This is a genomic window from Serratia sp. AR11 (genome assembly GCF_056376275.1).
This window is the reverse complement of the sequence record NZ_CM150739.1, coordinates 5214831-5232436: the sequence shown is the minus strand read 5'-3', so window position 1 is coordinate 5232436 and position 17606 is coordinate 5214831. Positions and strand designations below refer to the sequence as shown.

Below are 17606 nucleotides of genomic sequence, written 5' to 3'. Positions count from 1 at the left end.
AAAAGGAAAATATGACGTTTTTTTGATTTGGACATGACGAAATGATGGCGATGGCATGACAAAGATATGAAATATCAGCGCGTTATGCTGCCTGGTCCGTTGTAATATTTTCTTACTATGGCGTTGTCGGCGTCATGGCTTTACAATCTGCCGCCGTAAAGTTGCCGGTTACCGGTAGCGATTCGGCGTAATATGGCGGCCTTTTGTCGCGATTGTGGTTTTTATAGAGAGGCGCAGGTGGAACAGTTTGATGTCGTGGTAATAGGTGCGGGCGCAGCGGGTATGTTTTGCGCGGCGCAGGCAGGGCAACTCGGTCGCCGGGTGCTGCTGCTCGACAACGGCAAAAAACCGGGCCGCAAAATCCTGATGTCCGGCGGCGGACGCTGTAACTTTACCAATATGTACACCGAACCGGCTGCTTACCTGTCGAATAACCCGCATTTTTGTAAATCTGCACTGGCGCGTTATACCCAGTGGGATTTTATCGATCTGATCAATCGCCACGGCATTGCCTATCACGAGAAAACGCTCGGGCAGCTGTTTTGCGACGACTCGGCGCAGCAGGTGGTCGAACTGTTGGTTAAAGAGTGCGAGCTGGGCCAGGTGACGACACGTCTGCGCAGCGAAGTGCTGGCGGTGGAAAAAACGGACGAAGGCTTCGAACTGGCGCTTAATGGCGAGAAAGTGAGCGCTCGCTCACTTGTGGTGGCCAGCGGCGGTCTGTCAATGCCGGGGCTGGGCGCTTCCCCGTTCGGCTACAAGCTGGCGGAGCAGTTTGGCCTGAAGGTTCTGCCGACGCGCGCCGCGCTGGTGCCTTTCACCCTGAATAAACCGTTGCTGGAACACCTGCAAACCCTGTCTGGCGTCTCTGTACCGGCGGTGATCACTGCCGAAAACGGCGTTAGCTTCCGTGAGAGCCTGCTTTTCACCCACCGTGGCCTGTCCGGCCCGGCGGTATTGCAGCTTTCCAGCTACTGGCAACCCGGTGAGTTTGTAAGCGTTAACTTACTTCCTGCGCTCGATCTGGCGGGGTTCCTCAATGAGCAACGCCAGGCACACCCCAACCAAAGCCTGAAGAATACCCTGGCGCTGCACCTGCCAAAGCGTCTGGTGGAATGTTTACAGACGCTGGGGCAATTACCAGAAGTTACCTTGAAGCAGTTGAACCCGACACAGCAGGCTGCGCTGGTCGAAACATTGCAAAATTGGCGGGTACAGCCGAACGGCACCGAAGGCTATCGCACGGCGGAAGTGACGCTCGGCGGGGTCGACACCAAAGAGTTGTCCTCCAAGACCATGGAGGCCGCCAAGGTGCCGGGCCTGTACTTTATCGGCGAAGTGGTGGATGTGACAGGGTGGCTGGGGGGCTATAACTTCCAGTGGGCCTGGAGCTCGGCCTGGGCCTGTGCCCAGGCGCTGGCAGCAGAATACTAAGCCCACTGCGGGCGCTATCTCCCGAGAGTCAGCCGCATGGCGGACGGCGTCAGGCCAAAATAGCGACGAAATTGGGTACTGAATTGCCCCGGCGAACTAAATCCGCATTGCAGCGCGATGGCGGTCAGCGTGAGCGTCGTTTGGGTCACTTGCTGCCTGGCCCGTTCCAGGCGTCGCGATAAGACGTATTGATAGGGCGGTAAACCAAAGTGTTGCCGGAAAGCACGCGAAAAATGAAAGATGCTCAGTTCGGCAATCTGCGCCATCGCCTGCAAGGTAATATTCTCCCCCAGACTGTCCTCGATATAACTGGCCAACCGTTCGCGCACTGGCCGGGAAAGCGTTTCCCGGTGTAACCCATCAGGCGTTGCCGCGTGCTGATAACGCGCCGCTTCTGCCAGCATCGCCATCATCAGTGATGAAGCATGCAACTCGCTGTCACTTTCCTGCAGGCCAAGACACAGTTGTTTAAGTAGCGGATTACGCAGATTTGCTCCGGGTTCGATAATCAGGCCGGCCTTCCCACCCGGCATTTGTTCAATCAGCCGCGGGGAAATGGAGATTGCCGTATAACTCAGGGTGCCTTCGGCATAGCTGATGGCGTCAAAATCGCATCCGGAGGGAATGATATCGGCAACCTGGCCTATCACTCGGGTTGCCGGCGTGCGTTTTTGGTCAAACCAGACATCCCCGTTGATGGTGGTGTTGCCATCGGCCGAGTGGTAACCGTCATAGACGATTAACGTGTGTGCTGGACGAACCAGGCGCGCCTGATGGGGGCCGCTGACTCGCACGCGATCGACCCGGCCATAGTCCCAGCAACATGAAGATAGCTGTAATTCTTTTTCGTCCGAATAGACTAATCCATCAGATCCCATGGTTAACCTTTTAATCAATGAAAGCCTATTTCATATTATGAACAGGGCTCACTCAACAACGTTATACGGTGATTATGCACATATTCCTTGATGAGATAATCAATAACCCATGTCAATATGATATACCGCAATAAAGAAGTTAATTGATACTGATGGAATAGATTACATGATGTAATTTCTTATTTTACCACTAGGGAGTTTACAACGTTTTTTTAAAAATATAGCTTTGCTGCTGTGAACTACAGGGAACGTATCTGAATTTTCTCGGTGTGGAGCGTCAGTCATACCCGGAAACTTTTAGATAACTCTTCTTTTTCAATCATAGAGAGAGAGCGAATCATGCACCATCAAGATTTAAATCATGCTGCTGAGCTGATGAAAAAAATGTTGGACAATTTTGCTAATAATCCGGAAAAAATCATCGATCTGTTTTCCGAGGATGCTGTGGTTGAGTTTCCTTATGCACCGGGCGAAGCGTTAGGTTTTCCTAAGAAATTGACTGGGAAATCGGCTATTTTAACCTATGCCAAAAGCTTAGGGCTATCCTTACGCGATTACAAAATAAACCCCCTGAGCGATTGGGGCCGCTACACCTTGAGCGGTACAAAAACCTATTTCTTCGAGTATACCGGGGATGCCATTACGGTGCCGGGGAACAAGCCTTATCATCAGGATATACACGCATTTGTAGAAATCACACATGGCAAAATTTCTCATTTTTGCGAGTATTGGGATCCGCTCTATGCCTTGATGGTGTTTGACATGGTCACAATTAAATCGGCTTGATTATTTTACTACGAAATAATTTTGACGCGCTATGAAACAAAATAGCGCGTGATTAAGATAACGGCCCCTTGCTTCGACTAGGGGGGCGAAACCGGCTGTAGCGTCACCACTAAAAAGTCCATCAGGCTGCGCAGCGCCAGTGACTTATGCCGCTGATGCGGATAGACCATAATAAAGGGCCGCGTGGTGCCGCCATATTCTGTCAGGACCTCCACCAGTTCACCGCTCGCCAGTAAGTCCGCTACGGTAAAGCGATAAGTTTGAAAGACGCCCATGCCATGTTTTGCCAGCGTTAACCCTCCCAAAAAATCCCCGTTGCAGCTCACGTTGCCGCGCGTGGTGACATCTATCGATTTGTTATGGTGCCTAAGCGTCCACGGGGCGCTTTTGCCGGTGCTGGGTAGCTCAAACTGAATGCAGTTATGCTGGGCCAGATCTTCCGGGTGAACGGGGGTACCCGCTCGCGTCAGGTAATCCGGTGCGGCAACCACCACCAATTCGGCATCCTCCAGCTTGCGGGCAATCAGGTTTGAGTCTGCAGGGTGGTAACCGCGAATGGCCAGATCGTATCCCCCATCAGTGAGGTCAACGTTAGCGTTATTGAGATTCAGCGCCAATTGAATTTTAGGATAGCGTTGGCTAAAGGCGGCCAGGACCGGCAACAGGCGGTAGTGGGCGTAGGGGGTGGGAATGCTGATGCGCAGCAGCCCGGCTGGCTCCAACTGCTGGCCTTGTATTTGACGCTCCGCATTATCAATGAGGGCGATCGCCTCCCGACATTGCTCGGCATAGCTCTTACCTGCATCAGTCAGATGAATATGACGAGTGGAACGGACAAACAGCCGGACCCCTAACCGATCCTCCAGCCGGGCGATGGAACGGCTGACCGCTGCGGGGGTAATGCCCGAAGAGACGGCGGCGGCCGAAAAACTGCCCACCTCTGCCACCAGACAAAATAGCTCCAGCGTGCCTAATTGGAGATCGTCAAATTTTCGCTGCAATCTATTACCCCATGTAATAAGCCATGTGTTCTCCACCTTATTTATCATCCCGGCGTCGGGAAGTACAGTGGCTTTCTCTTAGGACGCTCGTGATATTTAACGGAGATAACTGATGACTATTTTGGGTTATGAAACGGGCGAGATCCTCGCCAAAGCGGCAATGACTTCCGATTTTGAATTAGTGGGTGATATTCCAAACCAGGTGCTGGTTGATCAGATGGAAATAGAACGTCGCAGCATGGATATTCGTCCTGGCATGAACCGTAAGTATTCACCGCTGGGTTACCATGCCGCCACGGGTGTTCAGACCAACGGCGGGCGATACCTGTTTGATACCTGGGAAAATGTTTCTGACTACGCACGTTTTACCAGCGAAGAGCTGGAGTTCGAACCGGGCGTTAAATTTTGGGATCGCGATATTTTTGGCCCGGTGGATCGTCACATTTGGAAAGTGATCGGCGCCCACGACTTTACGCCATTAGCGACCACTCACCATGTGAATCGCTTTGAGCGCTGGACATTTAATGGTGACAACCCGGAGCAGCTGCTGACTCGCATCTGGCCAACCGTGCGTAAGCACGCCGCCAAGCATGGGCTGGCGGCAGTTTGGTTAATGTACCAGCCGGATGAAAAGCAAATAGCCATTTTGTCCGTTGCCGACAAGGTGGAAGGAGACCAGCCGCTGGAGGTTGCGACACGTTCTATCGATCGTCTGGCGTTAATTCCGTCAGCAGAGCCACTGCTGCCGTTAGAGCTGAACGTGCAGAAAGTATTTGAACGCACTACGCCGATCCTGACGATGTGGTTACCGCTGTCACGTCATTTGCATGGCGCGCCTTCGGCTTACCCAATGTCACCTCCTTTCTGTCAACCGCAGGTTGCACCGCAGCGCGTATAACAGAGTTATTCGCGTAGTTTGAATTTAACCGGGGCCGCATAAAGTCAGCGGCCCATTTCATTATTTATATTTCAGAGATGATATTCCGCGATAAATCGCTTAATAAGTTCGGTTTCTTGAGTAAGGAAATACTATGTTTGCAGAAAAAACGATATTGATCACTGGTGCTTCCTCCGGTTTGGGAAAAGCGATGGCCGAACACTTTTTGGCTAAAGGCGCCAATATTGTTATTAATGGCCTGACCGCGTCGAAGTTAGACAAATTTCTTGCAGAACACCTTGCCGATAAAGATCGCATTGCGTTGGTTGCCGGGGATATTGGCCTGAAAGCCACCAGTGATCGTATGGCCCAGGCCGCGCTGGATAAATTCGGCAGCATGGACGTGCTGATCAATAACGCCGGTATCTTTGTGCCCAAGCCATTCCTTGATGAAACCGAAGAAAATCTGGATCGCTATTACGCCAGTGGCGTCAAGGGGCCGTTCTTTGCGTCACAGGCGGTGATCCCCACCATGATCAAGCAGGGCGGTGGTTCCATTATCAATATCGGTTCAATGTGGGTAGAGCACCCGCTGGAAGCGACACCGAGTTCCGCTTCGCAGGTGGCCAAAGGCGGCATGCATACCCTGACTCGTCATCTGGCCATCGAGTTTGCCAAAGACAATATCCGGGTTAACACTGTCGCACCGGGCGTCATTGAAACCCCGTTGTACGACGACCTGATGGATAAAGAGGCGTTCCGCGCGCTGGCTAACCTGCATCCACTACGCAAACTGGGCAAAATATCAGACATTATTGCCTGGGTAGACATGTTGGCCGGTGAAGGCAGCCGCTTCGTGACCGGGCAAACCCTGTTTATCGACGGTGGTATCACCGCAGGTAACCATGTAGTTTAAGTTTTGAATCTTTCGCTAGTATAAAAATAATTGCGGCCACTGCCTTCCCCGGCAGTGGCCGCGTGCGTTATATATCAGTCATAATATTTAAATGAATCGGTAAGTGAAAAAGTATTTTCACGTGTGATCAAACGGAAAAAATCCAATCATTATTCCCCTTGCAGCATTGATGACTCATTGCTTAATGATTAAAAATTTATATGGATTTAGATATGGCGTTGAAAATATGTGATCTCCGTAGTTTTATTTTATGGGTATTGGATTGATTTTAAGTACTTTGCGGGTTAAAAATAATTCGAATTGAAAATGTATGAAATAAAAATAGGGATAACATGGCAAGTCGAAAATCCTGGATGCCGTCTGCTGTAGGTTCTTGTATATTTAATCTATGGATTGTCAATCAATCATCATTGCAGATTGCCCAGTTTTGTGGGGATGTCTTTGATATTATTGTCGCGATTCTTTCTTTTGTCGGGTTTTATACCTTGTCGATGAATGTATTTGCTTTGTACTTTTTGCATAAGGGGGAAGAGTTTAAGTAACCGCTATCAATTACCGTTTCTTTTTAATATAACTCGCAAAGGGAGAGTGGCATGGCAAGCAGAAAATCCTGTAGGCCGCTAGCTGCGGCTGCCAGTTTTTTTAATCTATGGTTAATCAATAAGTCATCATTGCAGATTGTCCAGCCCTGTGGGCAACTGATTGACGTTATTGTCGCAGTTCTTTCTTTTGTAGGGTTTTATACCCTGTGGATGAGTATCTTCGCTTTATACTATTGGTGTAATGATAAAGAGTTTAAATAACGGCCATCACTTGGCGCCTCGTTTTCGTCATAACTTCGTCTGCGATATTGCCTGTGCAAAATTTGGGCTAGTCAAACCTCCCGTGAGCCGTTAAGCCTTGTGCGTCGACAGCAGGATGCTGGTCTCGGTGCCGGCAATGCCGGCAATACGCCGGATGCGGCCCAAAATTTTATCGAAGCTCTCCAGGCTGTCGGTGCGGATCTCCACCAGAATATCCCACTTGCCGTTGGTGGTGTGCAGGGTGAAGACCGAAGGTTCGCCACGCAGTTGCTGCAACACGCTGGGTGCCTTGGTGCCTTCTACCGCCACACACATCCAGGCGCGGATGCGGTTATGCTCCACGCCCGGTTTGATGCGGATGGTATAGCCGGTAATGATCCCCTGTGCTTCCAGCGCCTCAATTCTTTTTTGTACAGTAGCGCGTGAAACCCGCACCTTGCTGGCGATCTCGGTGATGGAGGCACGGGCGTTTTCGCGCAGCAGCGCGAGGATCTGGCGATCGGTATCATTCATGTTGTCAATGTGTCACTGGTTTGTGGCGATTTGTCAAAATATAGAGCAATTTAATCATTTTTCACACTGACTGGTTTCAAATTGATTATCCATAATGGTGTCGCGCCAGCCCCTGGCTAATCCTGAACCCGGTGAAAAATAACATGCAAACCACCCAGTCCGTTTTTATGATCAGGCCGTCTGGCTTTACCGCTAATCCGGAAACCCGGCACAGCAATTTTTTCCAGAAAATCACCGAGAAAAATGAGGATCACAAGGCTGGGGCCGTCATTGCCTTTAACGGCTACGTTGATGCATTACGGCAGGCCGGTGTCGACGTCAGGGTGATTGATGAGATTGACGGGCAGGAAACGCCGGACGCGTTATTTCCCAATAACTGGATTGCCCTGTTGGGGGACGGCACCCTGTTCACCTTTCCGATGGAAGCCGTCAACCGACGACGGGAACGCCGACAGGACATTATCGCGCAGCTCGCCAATGACTTTGTGGTTGAACGATGTGTCGATCTTTCAGCCCACGAACTGGCCGGGCGCTTTCTGGAAGGTACCGGCTCGCTGATCCTGGATCGTCAACACCAGCTGGCTTACTGCTGCCAGTCGTCCCGCAGCTCGCCGGAGGTAGGTGGCGAATTTGAGCGCCATTCGGGTTATCAGATTGTCTGGTTTGACGCCGTAGATGCTAATAATCAGCCGATCTATCACACCAATGTGATGATGAGCGTCGGAGTGCAATACGCCATTATTTGCCTTGAAAGCATCCGCAACGAGGCGCAAAAAAGCAGGTTGATCGCCACGCTGGAACGCAGCGGAAAAACCATTATTGACGTCAGTTTCGCTCAGATGGAAGCTTTCGCCTGCAACGTATTGGAACTGCGAGCCGGGGACGGCAGCCCGGTCTATGCCATGTCGACCCGCGCCTGGGCCAGTTTCACCCCGCAGCAGCAGGCGCTGATCGGCGATTATGCCCGGCTGGCGCTAGGATCGATCGACATTATTGAAGATCTTGGCGGTGGTGGCGCACGCTGCATGCTGGCGGAGATCTTCCTGCAAAAGAAACCGCTGTCAGTTTAATCCCATCTGATTTAACAGCATTTTGTTCAGCTCGGTGCTTTTATGCACGTTCAGTTTGCGCATCGCCGAGCGTTTATGGGCGCTGATGGTCTTCTGGCTGCGGTGCAGCATACCGGCGATGGTGCAGGCGGACATGCCGGTGCTCATCAGTTTCAGCACCTTCTTTTCGCAACTGCTCAGGGCGGCGATGCGGCACTGCCGGCATTTCCAGATGCCGCTTGCGTGCAGTGCCACCCAGGGCTGCTGGCAAAACTGTTCCAGCGCCATCTGCAACTTGTTGCGGACAGTCGCGGTGGCGTCACGGCGGTTAATACTGAACAACGCCGGATGGGCGTGCGAATAACGGGTGTCGCGATCGTCGAGGATCAACACGGTCATTTGCCGGTGGCGCGGCGTCTGGTGCGGGCTTTGATAGCAACGTGCGCAGCCGCAAGTATCTTCCAGAGTACGAAACACGATTTCTATCGGCTCCAGATTCTGCAGATCGACCTGATATCTACGGCTGCTGGTGTTCAGGTCATGCAGATACTCTTCCAACAGCAGCCGTAAGCCGAATTGATAAAAGTTATCGCTGCCCAGTAGGGTGAACCGAATATTAAGCATGATTACTCCTCAAAACGCATATCGTGCGGGAACAGTCGACGAGCCTGATGTTGCAGTTCGGCGGCCCGCTGGGGCTGTTGCAGTAAGCGGCTGACCGCTACCAGATTGATGTAGATATTGGCGTCCGGCCGCACGCGGATTTCGTTTTCTGCCCACTGCCGGTAGCTCAACAGCGTGGCGGTATCACGGTTTTGCGGATATTGCAGCAGCCGCTGCAACTGGACGTCGTAGTCATAACGTACCTGCCAGGGCGTCGGCGTTATCACCCGGCCCATGGGGCCAAACTGCCACAGGCCGCTCTTCTCCACTGCGGTAACGATCAGTGCGCTGTGCAGGCCGTTGAACAGATAGGGCAGGATCAGTAAGGCAGCGGCACCGATAAGCAGACGCAGTGTCTGTTGCGGCCAGCGAGGTAACCGCCAGCGGCGGCGTACGTCACCCGCGCGCAAGATTGCCAGCAGCAGCACGGCGTGGGCGGCGGAAAGATAAAGTGGGTACTCCACCATCATATGCAACAAGATTGGCAGCGCAGCCATCCAGGGGGCAGGGCGCAGTGGCAGTACTCGAGTGCGTCGCAGCAAACACCATAATCCCCAACCGACCATTACAATGCCGCTCAGGCCGAGCAGGCCACCTTCGATGCCCCACAGCAAAATTTCGTTGTGTGGGTGGCTGATGGCGACGCTTTCCATTCCACTGCTATGGGTGGTGTAGAAATGATGCAGGAAATCGTGCTGAAAATGGCCGTAACCCCAGCCAAACCACGGGCGTTCGGCGATCATGCGCAGTGCTTCTTGCCAGTAAGCCAACCGGTAGAAAATCGGTTCTGTCACTGTGACCGCCCGTGTCGCACCGTTGAGCAGCACCAACAGTACCCCGGCGGCTACCCCGGCTAGCAGTAGCAACAGGGAGAGGGTGGCGCGGCGGCGATTAAGGCGATATAGCATCCACAGTTGCAGTGGTGACAGCAGCAGAGCAGCCAGCAGTCCGACGCGCGAAGCAATAACCACCAGCAACAGCGGTGCCAGTACCAACATGGTGGCGCTCAACCATTGCAGGCTACGCGACAAGGGGCGACGACTGCTGAGCAAATACAGCGCCAGCGCCAGACCGGTCGCCATAAAGCTGGCCATCAGGTTCCACTGCTGGAAGATGCCGTAAGGGCGGTTTTTCAGGCTGTTATAGCCGATCCAGTTGCCCGGCTGCAGCAGGCTGTATTGCACCAGGCCGAACAGGGCCTCGATCACCGTTGCCGCCAATAACAGAGTCAGCAGCCTGCGCCGCCCTTGGCGGCTGAGCGGGATCTGCAGCAGTGCGAAGTAGGCCATGATGCCCAGTGCCAGACCCATCAGGCGCGGTAGGGCTTCGCTTAGCCAGGGTTGTTGCGCCCACAGCAGCGGCAAAAATAAAATCAGGCCCCCCAGCGCCAGCCGGTTAAAAAAGCCGGAGACCGCCAGCGGTGGTCGGCAAAACAGCAGGGTGCCGAGGATCGTCAGGGCGATAAATATCCCACCAACCAGATTCCACGGCAGATAAAAACCGCTGCCGCCGCGATTGGGCCAGTAAATATGCATGGCAATCAGGCAATAAAACGCCGCCAGCCCGAATAACCAGGCTGTTTTGGATTTGGATATCATCACTTCTTCCTGCAGATGCCGGGCTTATTGATAGGCCAGCACGAAATTGGCCACCGAGCTGAACTCACCCTCGGTAATGGTTTTATTCTGTATCGCGCTGGGGTGGCCCTGCACATAGGCGGTAAAGTTCAGAATGTTGGCGCCATCCTGCAATGCCACCGCGCTGGTGGCCTGGTTCAAATCAATATCGGCCCCCTTGCTGTCAAACAGGGCGATAGCGGCGCCGTTGGTGCCGTTATTGATCGCCAGCTTGCCCGGCAGTTCACTGTCTTCGGTACCGCTGAAGGTAACGTTGACGGATTTGAATACCGACGTTTTACAGTCGGTCAGCTTGATGTTGAACGGTACCGGGTTGCTATGCCCATAGCGGTACAGGGTTTTGACGATCACCGTGTCCATTTCCACCACCTGATCGGCCGATTGCGGCTCAATATTGCACGGCCGGCTCACCACGGTGCCGTGGAACTGCAGCGGAGACCCGACCAACTCGGTATCCGCCAGAGTCGGCAATGTTGTAAACCAAAAGGGCGTGCAACTGAGCATCGCTAAAGCGCGTAAACGCATCGTCTGTTTCTCCCTGAATTACTCGAAGGCCGCCACAATGGTGGCCGAGGCGTTAAATTCCCCTTCTGCGATTTCCTTGCTACCGTTGGCCAAGGGGGCGGCAACCAGGTTCCAACTGCCGCCGTTACCGATATTCGGCACCGGGTAAAACTCATTCGGGATAACCAACTGGCCGTTATGTTTGATCTCGATGCCGAGATCGGTTTTATCGGTCTTAAACGCGTTATTGGTGAAGGGCGCCGGGGTGCCGGAGACCGCCAGTTTGATATTCAGCGTGCCGTCCTCAAAGCTGCCCCCTTCACACTGGAAGCGCACCGGAATGCTTTGCGGATAACTTTTGCCGTCCAGGTTGCTGCCGCTGATTTCACCGAACTCAACGTTGATCAACTGCCCTTCGTTCACCACGCATTTGTCCGGTACGTAGAGGATGGCGGACTGAATAAATACCTGCGCCATAGGGTTGGGGCCGAAACCGCCGTCGGTCGACCCTAAGCGGCCATACATCTCGATGATTTGGCGGTCATTAATCTGTACGCCGTTGATGATTTTTTTGCGCACCCGGAAGGTGATCTTGCCTTTAGATCCGCTGCCGTAGTTATTGACCTGCAAATAGGGTGGCCGACAGGAATGTTGGCTTAACAGGTTGGACTCGTTATAAAACGGCACCGTGATATAGGCGTTTTTATTACCGGCGATCCAAACCTCGGCTTTTAAATCCAGGAAATCATTAAGTTTTAAATAACCGTTACCGTATTCGGAAGGCGGTAACGCCGAATCCGATTTATAAAAGTGCGGGCTGGTAGGAATTGGCGTATCGCAATAGACTTTACCGGTATAGGTACCGCCGAGATCATAGAGAAACTGCTTGGTAAAGCCGACGGTATTGGTAATGTTGCTTTCATTCAGGTCGATATAAAACTGCTTCGGGCCACCATCCGGCGTTACATAACCGTTGGCCCAGACGGCAGGGGCTGACAGCAGCAACGCCAGTGGCAAGCAGTGGCTCAGGTAGGTTTTTTTCATCGTGTTTGTGAACCTCACAGGTAAATCACCTGAATATGTGCCACGCCGGAAAAACCGGCCGCCATTACCGCCCGCTGCGTGGATTCCACGCTGGCACTGAACCACAGCGTATTGCTGCCGGGCTGCAGAATGTAAGGCCGACTCTGTTGGTTGAGCGCCAGCGCACGGCCTTGTTGATCCTTCAACCGCAGGCCGATGCCCTGTACGCCGCCGTTAAGTTTCAGCAGCTCCGGGTTGTTGACATCGCTGTCGCCGAGAAACACCAGCGTGGCAGCCTGCTCACCCTGTAAATAAAGCTGCGCGGCATCGCCGTTGCGCTGCCCTGCCGGGTTATCCGCCAGCGCTTTGGCACCCAGCAGGCAGTTGCGGAAAGAGAGGCGAAAGCGCACCGGCGTGCTTTGGTCGCCGGCATTCTGGAAGTCGCGCGCGTTAACATCACCCAGATCAATCGATTGATCCTGGCTGTCCGGCGTCAGGCTGCAGGGGGAACTGAGCAGGCCGCCATGAAAGCTGACGGTGCCGGTGGTGCCTTGGATCACGCCCAGTGGCGTCGCCGCCGTTGCGCTGCCGGTGAACAGCAACGCGCCGAGCAGCAGGGGCCGCAGGCGGCCGCCGGTGAATTCAGCCATGCGCTATCTCCTTATTTTTTGCTATCGGGCACGGCGTTGCAGACGCTGCCGTTGCAGGCGAAGCGCAGCTCCGGATGGCCGCCGTAGTCATTGATATAGCTGACGACAAAGCTGCTGAGGCCAGTGTCGCTCAGCTTGAGGGGCTCGCTGGATTTTGGCTTCAGCATCACCGGCTGGAAACCAGCCAGTGCGCCGCCGCCCTGTTTCTGCGTCTGACGGGTCATACCGGTCAGGGTGATATAAAACGGCGTTGGGTTCTCAACGGTAAAACCGCCGGCGCTTTTGTGAAACACCAGCTTCTCCTGCCACACTTCACCTTTAGGCGCGACGATGGCCTTCGGGCGATAAAACAGTTTGATCTGGGTTTGCAACGCCAACTGCATCACATTGGTTTTGCTGCTTTTCGGCGGGATCTCTCGCAGGTTGAAATAGAACACCGATTCGCGATCCTGTGGCAGGCGATCGGCCTCCGGCGTCTTGGTGATACGCACCACGCTGCGTTCGCTGGCCTCAACCCGTTGCAATGGCGGCAACACCACCAGCGGTGAGGTGACTTTCTGGTGCTGCTCGTTTTCCAGCCAGGACTGCGCCAGGAAGGGCAGTTCCTTGTTTTCATTGACGATATTCAGGCTGATCGATTTCGCGTCGCTGAGGTAAACGGCGCGGGTGCGATCCAGCGATATCGCCGCGTTGGCGACGGGGGCTGCGGCGGCCAATGCCAGGCCCAGCGAGGCCATTTTTGCTAACGGAAAGTGGTTCATCATCTTCAATTCTCTGCGTTACGGATTACAGTTTGGCGCACGGCAGCAAGAGCTGATCCAGCGGCTTGGCGGCGCCCGGTATGACAATGCGGCACTGACGCTGGCCTTCCCAGGCGACGTCGAGTTGCTCTTGCGGCTGTACGCCGGTCAGGTAGACCGAGCCACCGTCGTTCACTACGGCCACTTCGCGGCCTTTTTCGCTCAGCACGGTGGCACCAAACGGCGGTTCACTGCCGTCGGCCAGTTTGATGGTGGCCAGCAGCTTGCTGCCTTTCACCACCTCAAAGTGGCGGTAGCCGATGGCCCCTTCGGTTAGCGTGCCCTGTACTACGGCACGGGTGGCCTCCACGTCGTCCGCCAAGGTATTGACGTCGATGCGGGTGTCGGTGTTGTAGTAGCTGGTGATGTCGGAGATCACCGCCAGGCCGAAACGGTTGCTGTAGGCGCGGCCGTTGTTGATTGGCACCCCGGCAATGCCGTCGGTATCGAGCATCATCCGGCTGCCGCCGTTGCTGGAGTTCTGGTGTGCGGCTATGCCGTGTCGGGTGGCGGTAATGCCACTGCGGAAGGTACCGCCGATCGACGAATAACTGTCCTGTTGATAAGAGGCGCTGGCGTTGAGCGAACCAAACGAAGCGTTATGGCTGTAGTAACCACGGGCCAGTGATTTGCCTGACTGGTTAAAGCCACCGCTGACCTGCCAGGTGTTGTTCGGATCGGTATAGTCGTTGTAGGACGCCATCTGCGTCACGTCGCTGTTGCTGGTTTGCAACGAGTAACCGACCCGACGGCGATCGCCAATCGGCACGCTGAAATTCACCATCACGCTGTCGTCGGTGCGGCCGTGATAAGTGGTGCGATAGGCCGACAGCGAGGCGGTGATGTTGCTGACATTGCCGACGTTGAACAGTTTACTGGCAGACAACCCGTAACGGTCCTGCGCCCTGGCATCCCAATAGGTTTGGTGCGAGTAGGTCAGGTAAGCGGTGATCGCCTTGGCGCTGTCTTCCGCCATAAAGGTTTTGCTGGCGGTAATGGTGTACAGCTCTTTTTGCCGCCCGTCGTAGCGCTCGTCGTAATCGTTGTAGCGTTCCTGCAGATATTGCGACATGTTCATGAATTTGCGCTGTGAGAAGCGGTAGCCGGCAAAGGTGATCTGGCTGTTCATCTCATCAAACCGCTTGGCATAGTTGACCTTGAACGACAGGCCGCTGGCGGTCGGCTCATTGGGCAAACGAGCGATAGACTGCGTCACGTCCACCGACATGGCGCCAAACACGTTCAGGTCACGACCCAGGCCGAGTGCCCAGGCGTTGTAATCGCCGCCGAGCAACGCGCCGCCGTACAGCGACCAGGCGCTGGTTAATCCCCAGGAGAAATCACTGGCGGAGAATAGCGGCCCTTGCGTTCGGTGATCGTAAGCCGAGGGCTTGCCCACGGCGACGTTGTAGCGGACATAGCCGGGGCGAGTCAGGTAAGGAATGGTGGCGGTGTCTACCTGGAAGGTCGATACGCTGCCGTCCTGTTCTTCTACCTTCACATCCAGCCGACCGCGTACCGAACTGTTGAGATCCTGAATGGCGAACGGCCCGGCGGGCACGGTGGTTTCGTACAGCGTGCGGCCTTCTTGCGACACGGTGATCTTGGCGTTGCTTTTGGCAATGCCGCGCACTTCCGGTGCATAACCCTGCAGGTTTGGCGGCAGCATACGCTCGTCGCTGGCCAGGTTAAGGCCGGTGAAGCGGTAGGAGTCGAACACGCCCGAGTCGAGGAAGATTTCGCCGAGCGTCAGCTTGGCGGCCTGCATCGGCAGCGCGCGATAGGCGTAAATCTGGTTCCAGTCGAAATTGCTGTCGCGCTGACCGGCCTGCTGATTGTAGGTGGCCTGATAATCGGCGCGCAGACGCCAGGCACCCAGATTGGCGCCGACCGTCCCGTAGCTGCTGAGGTTTTCTGCGGTGTTGTTATTGTGGCTTTGCTTACCGACCTGGCCGCTGATGCTGTAGTCCAGCAACAAACCAGGGATGCCGTCATCCCACTGTTCCGGTGGCGTCCAGTCCGGATCGGAATATTTCATCCAGGCCTGTGGAATAGTGATCGCCAGCACGCCCCCGCCGATGCGGTCGGAAATGGTCGCCCCTTTGATGCCGCTGATATCGGCGCAGCTGTTGTCGTGCCACAGGGTGATTTTTTTGACGACTTCTTCTTTCAGCGCCATTTTCTCTATCAGATCCGGCGGCAGACAGACACGGGAACGATCCTTTTGGTCCGGCGACGGGTAATACTGGATGCTGCGCTGCGGCAGGGTTTTCTGGTTGATCTTGATATCCAGCAGATAGGCACCGGGCATGACGTAATCGGCGTCGGAAAAACGCGATAAATCCACTTTGCTGCGATCGCCAATATCTAATACGTCGGTATTAAATTCCGTGGCGGAAAAAGCCGAATGCACCCAGAGGAAAGATAGAATGACGGTGAGGGGTATTTTTTTCCGTGTCAGTAATGACGTCATAGAATAATCACTCATGGCAAATCCGCGCCCAATAGCAGGTCATCCTGTACGACCTGAATACGTAATACGTGATGTCATTCAGTGCCCTATGCAGGCACCCGCCTAACGAGGCGTTACAGATAAGACAGGGTGAATTTCGCCAGAGAGCTGAATCCGCCGGCTCGGGCCCTGTCAGGGTGAATACGTAGCTGAGCGCTAAAGCGCAGCGTATTGTCGCCGGCGACAATCTGATAATCCGCCGTGGTGCTACCCAGCGGGATCGGGATACCGGCAGCGGTCAGCAGCTCAATGGCCACGCCTTGCGCTTCGCCGTAAACGGCCAATAACTCGGGATCCCGGCTGTCAGCCGTGCCGTCGAAGGTGACGGTGGCTGCGCGGTAGATAAAGTCGGGTTTTACCTGGCTGGCCAATTCGCAATTCACCAGCTTGATTTCAAAGTTGCGGCGACTGCCAATCAGCACCGGCTGCGAATCCAACGCGGCATCAGTCATGGATATCAGCCCGAAATCAACGGTCTGGTCCAGGCTTTCGCTGGCAATCCCACAGGGGGTTTCGACGATCTCGCCGCCCAGGTTGAGCGTGCCGTGGCCCTGATTTTTTGCCGTCGCTTCGGCGCTGCAAACGCTGAGCGCGATAAGCACTACGCCCCAAATCCGCTTGGTCATGCTGGCTCTCCCTGTTGCCGTTGGTGCCGTTACCCAATATCCGTGCAGGTAAAGCGGGGATACCGCAGTGATATCCCCAGCGAGGGATTACAGGTAGGCCAGAGTGAAGTTTGCAACGCTGGTGAATTCGCCTGGAACCACGGCGCCAGAAGCGCTGCTGCCTTGCAGATAGGCGGCGAATTTCAGGGAGTTATTGCCTTCGGTCAGGCCCTGACCATCGGTCGCGGTGCCCAGCTCAACGTCTTTGGAGTGCAGGTTGTCATAGATCATGATGCCAGCGCCGGTTGCGGTGCCGCTCAGAGCCAGCAGTTTGCTGTTATCTGGATCCGGAGTCCCGGTGAAGGTCACCTGGACGTTCTTCATCGTGGCGATGGAACAGTCTTTCAGTTCAATGCTGAATGGCTCAGAGCTGGATTTACCTTCTTTGGCCAACAGACGGCTGCTGATTTGGCCCATTGGCACAGTTTGGTCAACAGATTCCGGTGCTACGCTGCATGGCGCATCAATAATTTCACCGGTAAAAGTGACTTTACCGCTACCCTGGTTAGATGCGGCGTGAGCAACAGATGCAGAAGCGAAAGCAATCACGGTTGCCAGCATTAATTTATTCAGTTTCATTTCTCAAGTTCCTGTAGAGAGTATTTAAATAAAAAGAACAGCACATCTAAATCCCCCACAGCGGCAGCAACTTCATGTCACCGACGCGGTAGTTGGAGCCAGATCCTTTTGCTCTGGGCAATACGCCACCGTCCGTTATTCATGAGTGAATAACGAAAGGTTTTGTAAGTCGAATAGGCGAAATCCATAGAATTAAAATAGGTATATCGCCGTAGCGTTTTGCTGGGATTATTCTTGCAAATAATAGGCTTGATTGGAAATAGCTTTTATTAAGTTGAGTCAAATACAGAATATAAACCCAAAAGGAAAAAGAAAT

The 17606-nt window shown here is 54.1% G+C and carries 19 protein-coding genes; 7 read left to right on the top strand and 12 right to left on the bottom strand.

Going from position 1 to position 17606, the window contains the following annotated elements; translation table 11 throughout:
• Window positions 1–237: 237 nt before the first annotated feature.
• Window positions 238–1434 carry a BaiN/RdsA family NAD(P)/FAD-dependent oxidoreductase gene (locus tag ACSOSI_RS24715; protein WP_476706298.1) on the top strand — a complete coding sequence of 399 codons (1197 nt, stop codon included), beginning with the start codon at window positions 238–240 and terminating at the stop codon, window positions 1432–1434.
• A gap of 14 nt (window positions 1435–1448) precedes the next feature.
• Here the strand turns inward: ACSOSI_RS24715 and ACSOSI_RS24710 are convergent, their stop codons facing one another.
• Entirely contained in the window at window positions 1449–2312 is an 864-nt protein-coding gene (locus ACSOSI_RS24710) for a helix-turn-helix domain-containing protein (RefSeq protein WP_115183578.1), read from the bottom strand.
• A 339-nt stretch (window positions 2313–2651) separates the two neighbouring features.
• Here ACSOSI_RS24710 and ACSOSI_RS24705 point away from each other — a divergent pair, with 339 nt between their 5' ends.
• The gene (locus ACSOSI_RS24705; RefSeq protein ID WP_476706297.1) at window positions 2652–3098 is read left to right on the top strand and encodes a nuclear transport factor 2 family protein; all 447 of its coding nucleotides are present in this window, start codon (window positions 2652–2654) and stop codon (window positions 3096–3098) included.
• 77 nt (window positions 3099–3175) lie between these two features.
• Here the strand turns inward: ACSOSI_RS24705 and ACSOSI_RS24700 are convergent, their stop codons facing one another.
• Window positions 3176–4099 carry a LysR family transcriptional regulator gene (locus ACSOSI_RS24700; protein ID WP_476706296.1) on the bottom strand — a complete coding sequence of 308 codons (924 nt, stop codon included), beginning with the start codon at window positions 4097–4099 and terminating at the stop codon, window positions 3176–3178.
• A gap of 112 nt (window positions 4100–4211) precedes the next feature.
• Between ACSOSI_RS24700 and ACSOSI_RS24695 the strand changes: the two genes are divergently transcribed.
• The 4 genes from ACSOSI_RS24695 (at window position 4212) to ACSOSI_RS24680 (ending at window position 6695) form a co-directional block, all read left to right on the top strand.
• Window positions 4212–4997 (top strand): hypothetical protein, encoded by a 786-nt coding sequence (locus tag ACSOSI_RS24695; protein WP_259191246.1) that lies wholly within the window; start codon window positions 4212–4214, stop codon window positions 4995–4997.
• Between the two features lie 133 nt (window positions 4998–5130).
• On the top strand, window positions 5131–5892 hold the full coding sequence (locus ACSOSI_RS24690; RefSeq protein ID WP_476706295.1) for an SDR family NAD(P)-dependent oxidoreductase: 762 nt from the start codon (window positions 5131–5133) through the stop codon (window positions 5890–5892).
• Window positions 5893–6224: 332 nt separating this feature from the next.
• Window positions 6225–6434: a hypothetical protein gene (locus ACSOSI_RS24685; RefSeq protein WP_476706294.1), complete on the top strand. Its 210-nt coding sequence runs from the start codon at window positions 6225–6227 to the stop codon at window positions 6432–6434.
• 51 nt (window positions 6435–6485) lie between these two features.
• The gene (locus ACSOSI_RS24680; protein WP_259191248.1) at window positions 6486–6695 is read left to right on the top strand and encodes a hypothetical protein; all 210 of its coding nucleotides are present in this window, start codon (window positions 6486–6488) and stop codon (window positions 6693–6695) included.
• Between the two features lie 90 nt (window positions 6696–6785).
• Here the strand turns inward: ACSOSI_RS24680 and ACSOSI_RS24675 are convergent, their stop codons facing one another.
• Window positions 6786–7208, bottom strand: a complete 423-nt coding sequence (locus ACSOSI_RS24675) for an Lrp/AsnC family transcriptional regulator (protein WP_017894339.1) — start codon at window positions 7206–7208, stop codon at window positions 6786–6788.
• A gap of 143 nt (window positions 7209–7351) precedes the next feature.
• Here ACSOSI_RS24675 and ctlX point away from each other — a divergent pair, with 143 nt between their 5' ends.
• Window positions 7352–8278 (top strand): citrulline utilization hydrolase CtlX, encoded by a 927-nt coding sequence (ctlX, locus tag ACSOSI_RS24670; protein WP_115183582.1) that lies wholly within the window; start codon window positions 7352–7354, stop codon window positions 8276–8278.
• Here the strand turns inward: ctlX and ACSOSI_RS24665 are convergent.
• The 9 genes from ACSOSI_RS24665 to ACSOSI_RS24625 form a co-directional block, all read right to left on the bottom strand.
• Window positions 8270–8881, bottom strand: a complete 612-nt coding sequence (locus ACSOSI_RS24665) for a helix-turn-helix transcriptional regulator (protein WP_012147353.1) — start codon at window positions 8879–8881, stop codon at window positions 8270–8272. The two genes, ctlX and ACSOSI_RS24665, sit on opposite strands and share 9 nt — an antisense overlap.
• Window positions 8882–8883: 2 nt before the next feature.
• Complete coding sequence (locus tag ACSOSI_RS24660; RefSeq protein WP_476706293.1) at window positions 8884–10518, bottom strand: PglL family O-oligosaccharyltransferase; 1635 nt, start codon at window positions 10516–10518, stop codon at window positions 8884–8886.
• A 24-nt stretch (window positions 10519–10542) separates the two neighbouring features.
• The gene (locus tag ACSOSI_RS24655) at window positions 10543–11082 is read right to left on the bottom strand and encodes a fimbrial protein (protein ID WP_012147351.1); all 540 of its coding nucleotides are present in this window, start codon (window positions 11080–11082) and stop codon (window positions 10543–10545) included.
• Between the two features lie 18 nt (window positions 11083–11100).
• Window positions 11101–12105 (bottom strand): fimbrial protein, encoded by a 1005-nt coding sequence (locus ACSOSI_RS24650; RefSeq protein ID WP_012147350.1) that lies wholly within the window; start codon window positions 12103–12105, stop codon window positions 11101–11103.
• Between the two features lie 14 nt (window positions 12106–12119).
• Window positions 12120–12734 (bottom strand): fimbrial protein, encoded by a 615-nt coding sequence (locus tag ACSOSI_RS24645; RefSeq protein WP_261133130.1) that lies wholly within the window; start codon window positions 12732–12734, stop codon window positions 12120–12122.
• Window positions 12735–12745: 11 nt separating this feature from the next.
• Window positions 12746–13471 (bottom strand): fimbrial biogenesis chaperone, encoded by a 726-nt coding sequence (locus ACSOSI_RS24640; protein WP_476707296.1) that lies wholly within the window; start codon window positions 13469–13471, stop codon window positions 12746–12748.
• Window positions 13472–13520: 49 nt separating this feature from the next.
• Window positions 13521–16022: a fimbria/pilus outer membrane usher protein gene (locus ACSOSI_RS24635; RefSeq protein WP_017894333.1), complete on the bottom strand. Its 2502-nt coding sequence runs from the start codon at window positions 16020–16022 to the stop codon at window positions 13521–13523.
• Between the two features lie 98 nt (window positions 16023–16120).
• On the bottom strand, window positions 16121–16672 hold the full coding sequence (locus ACSOSI_RS24630) for a fimbrial protein (RefSeq protein WP_261139595.1): 552 nt from the start codon (window positions 16670–16672) through the stop codon (window positions 16121–16123).
• A gap of 87 nt (window positions 16673–16759) precedes the next feature.
• Complete coding sequence (locus tag ACSOSI_RS24625; protein ID WP_006317526.1) at window positions 16760–17290, bottom strand: fimbrial protein; 531 nt, start codon at window positions 17288–17290, stop codon at window positions 16760–16762.
• Window positions 17291–17606 lie beyond the last annotated feature (316 nt).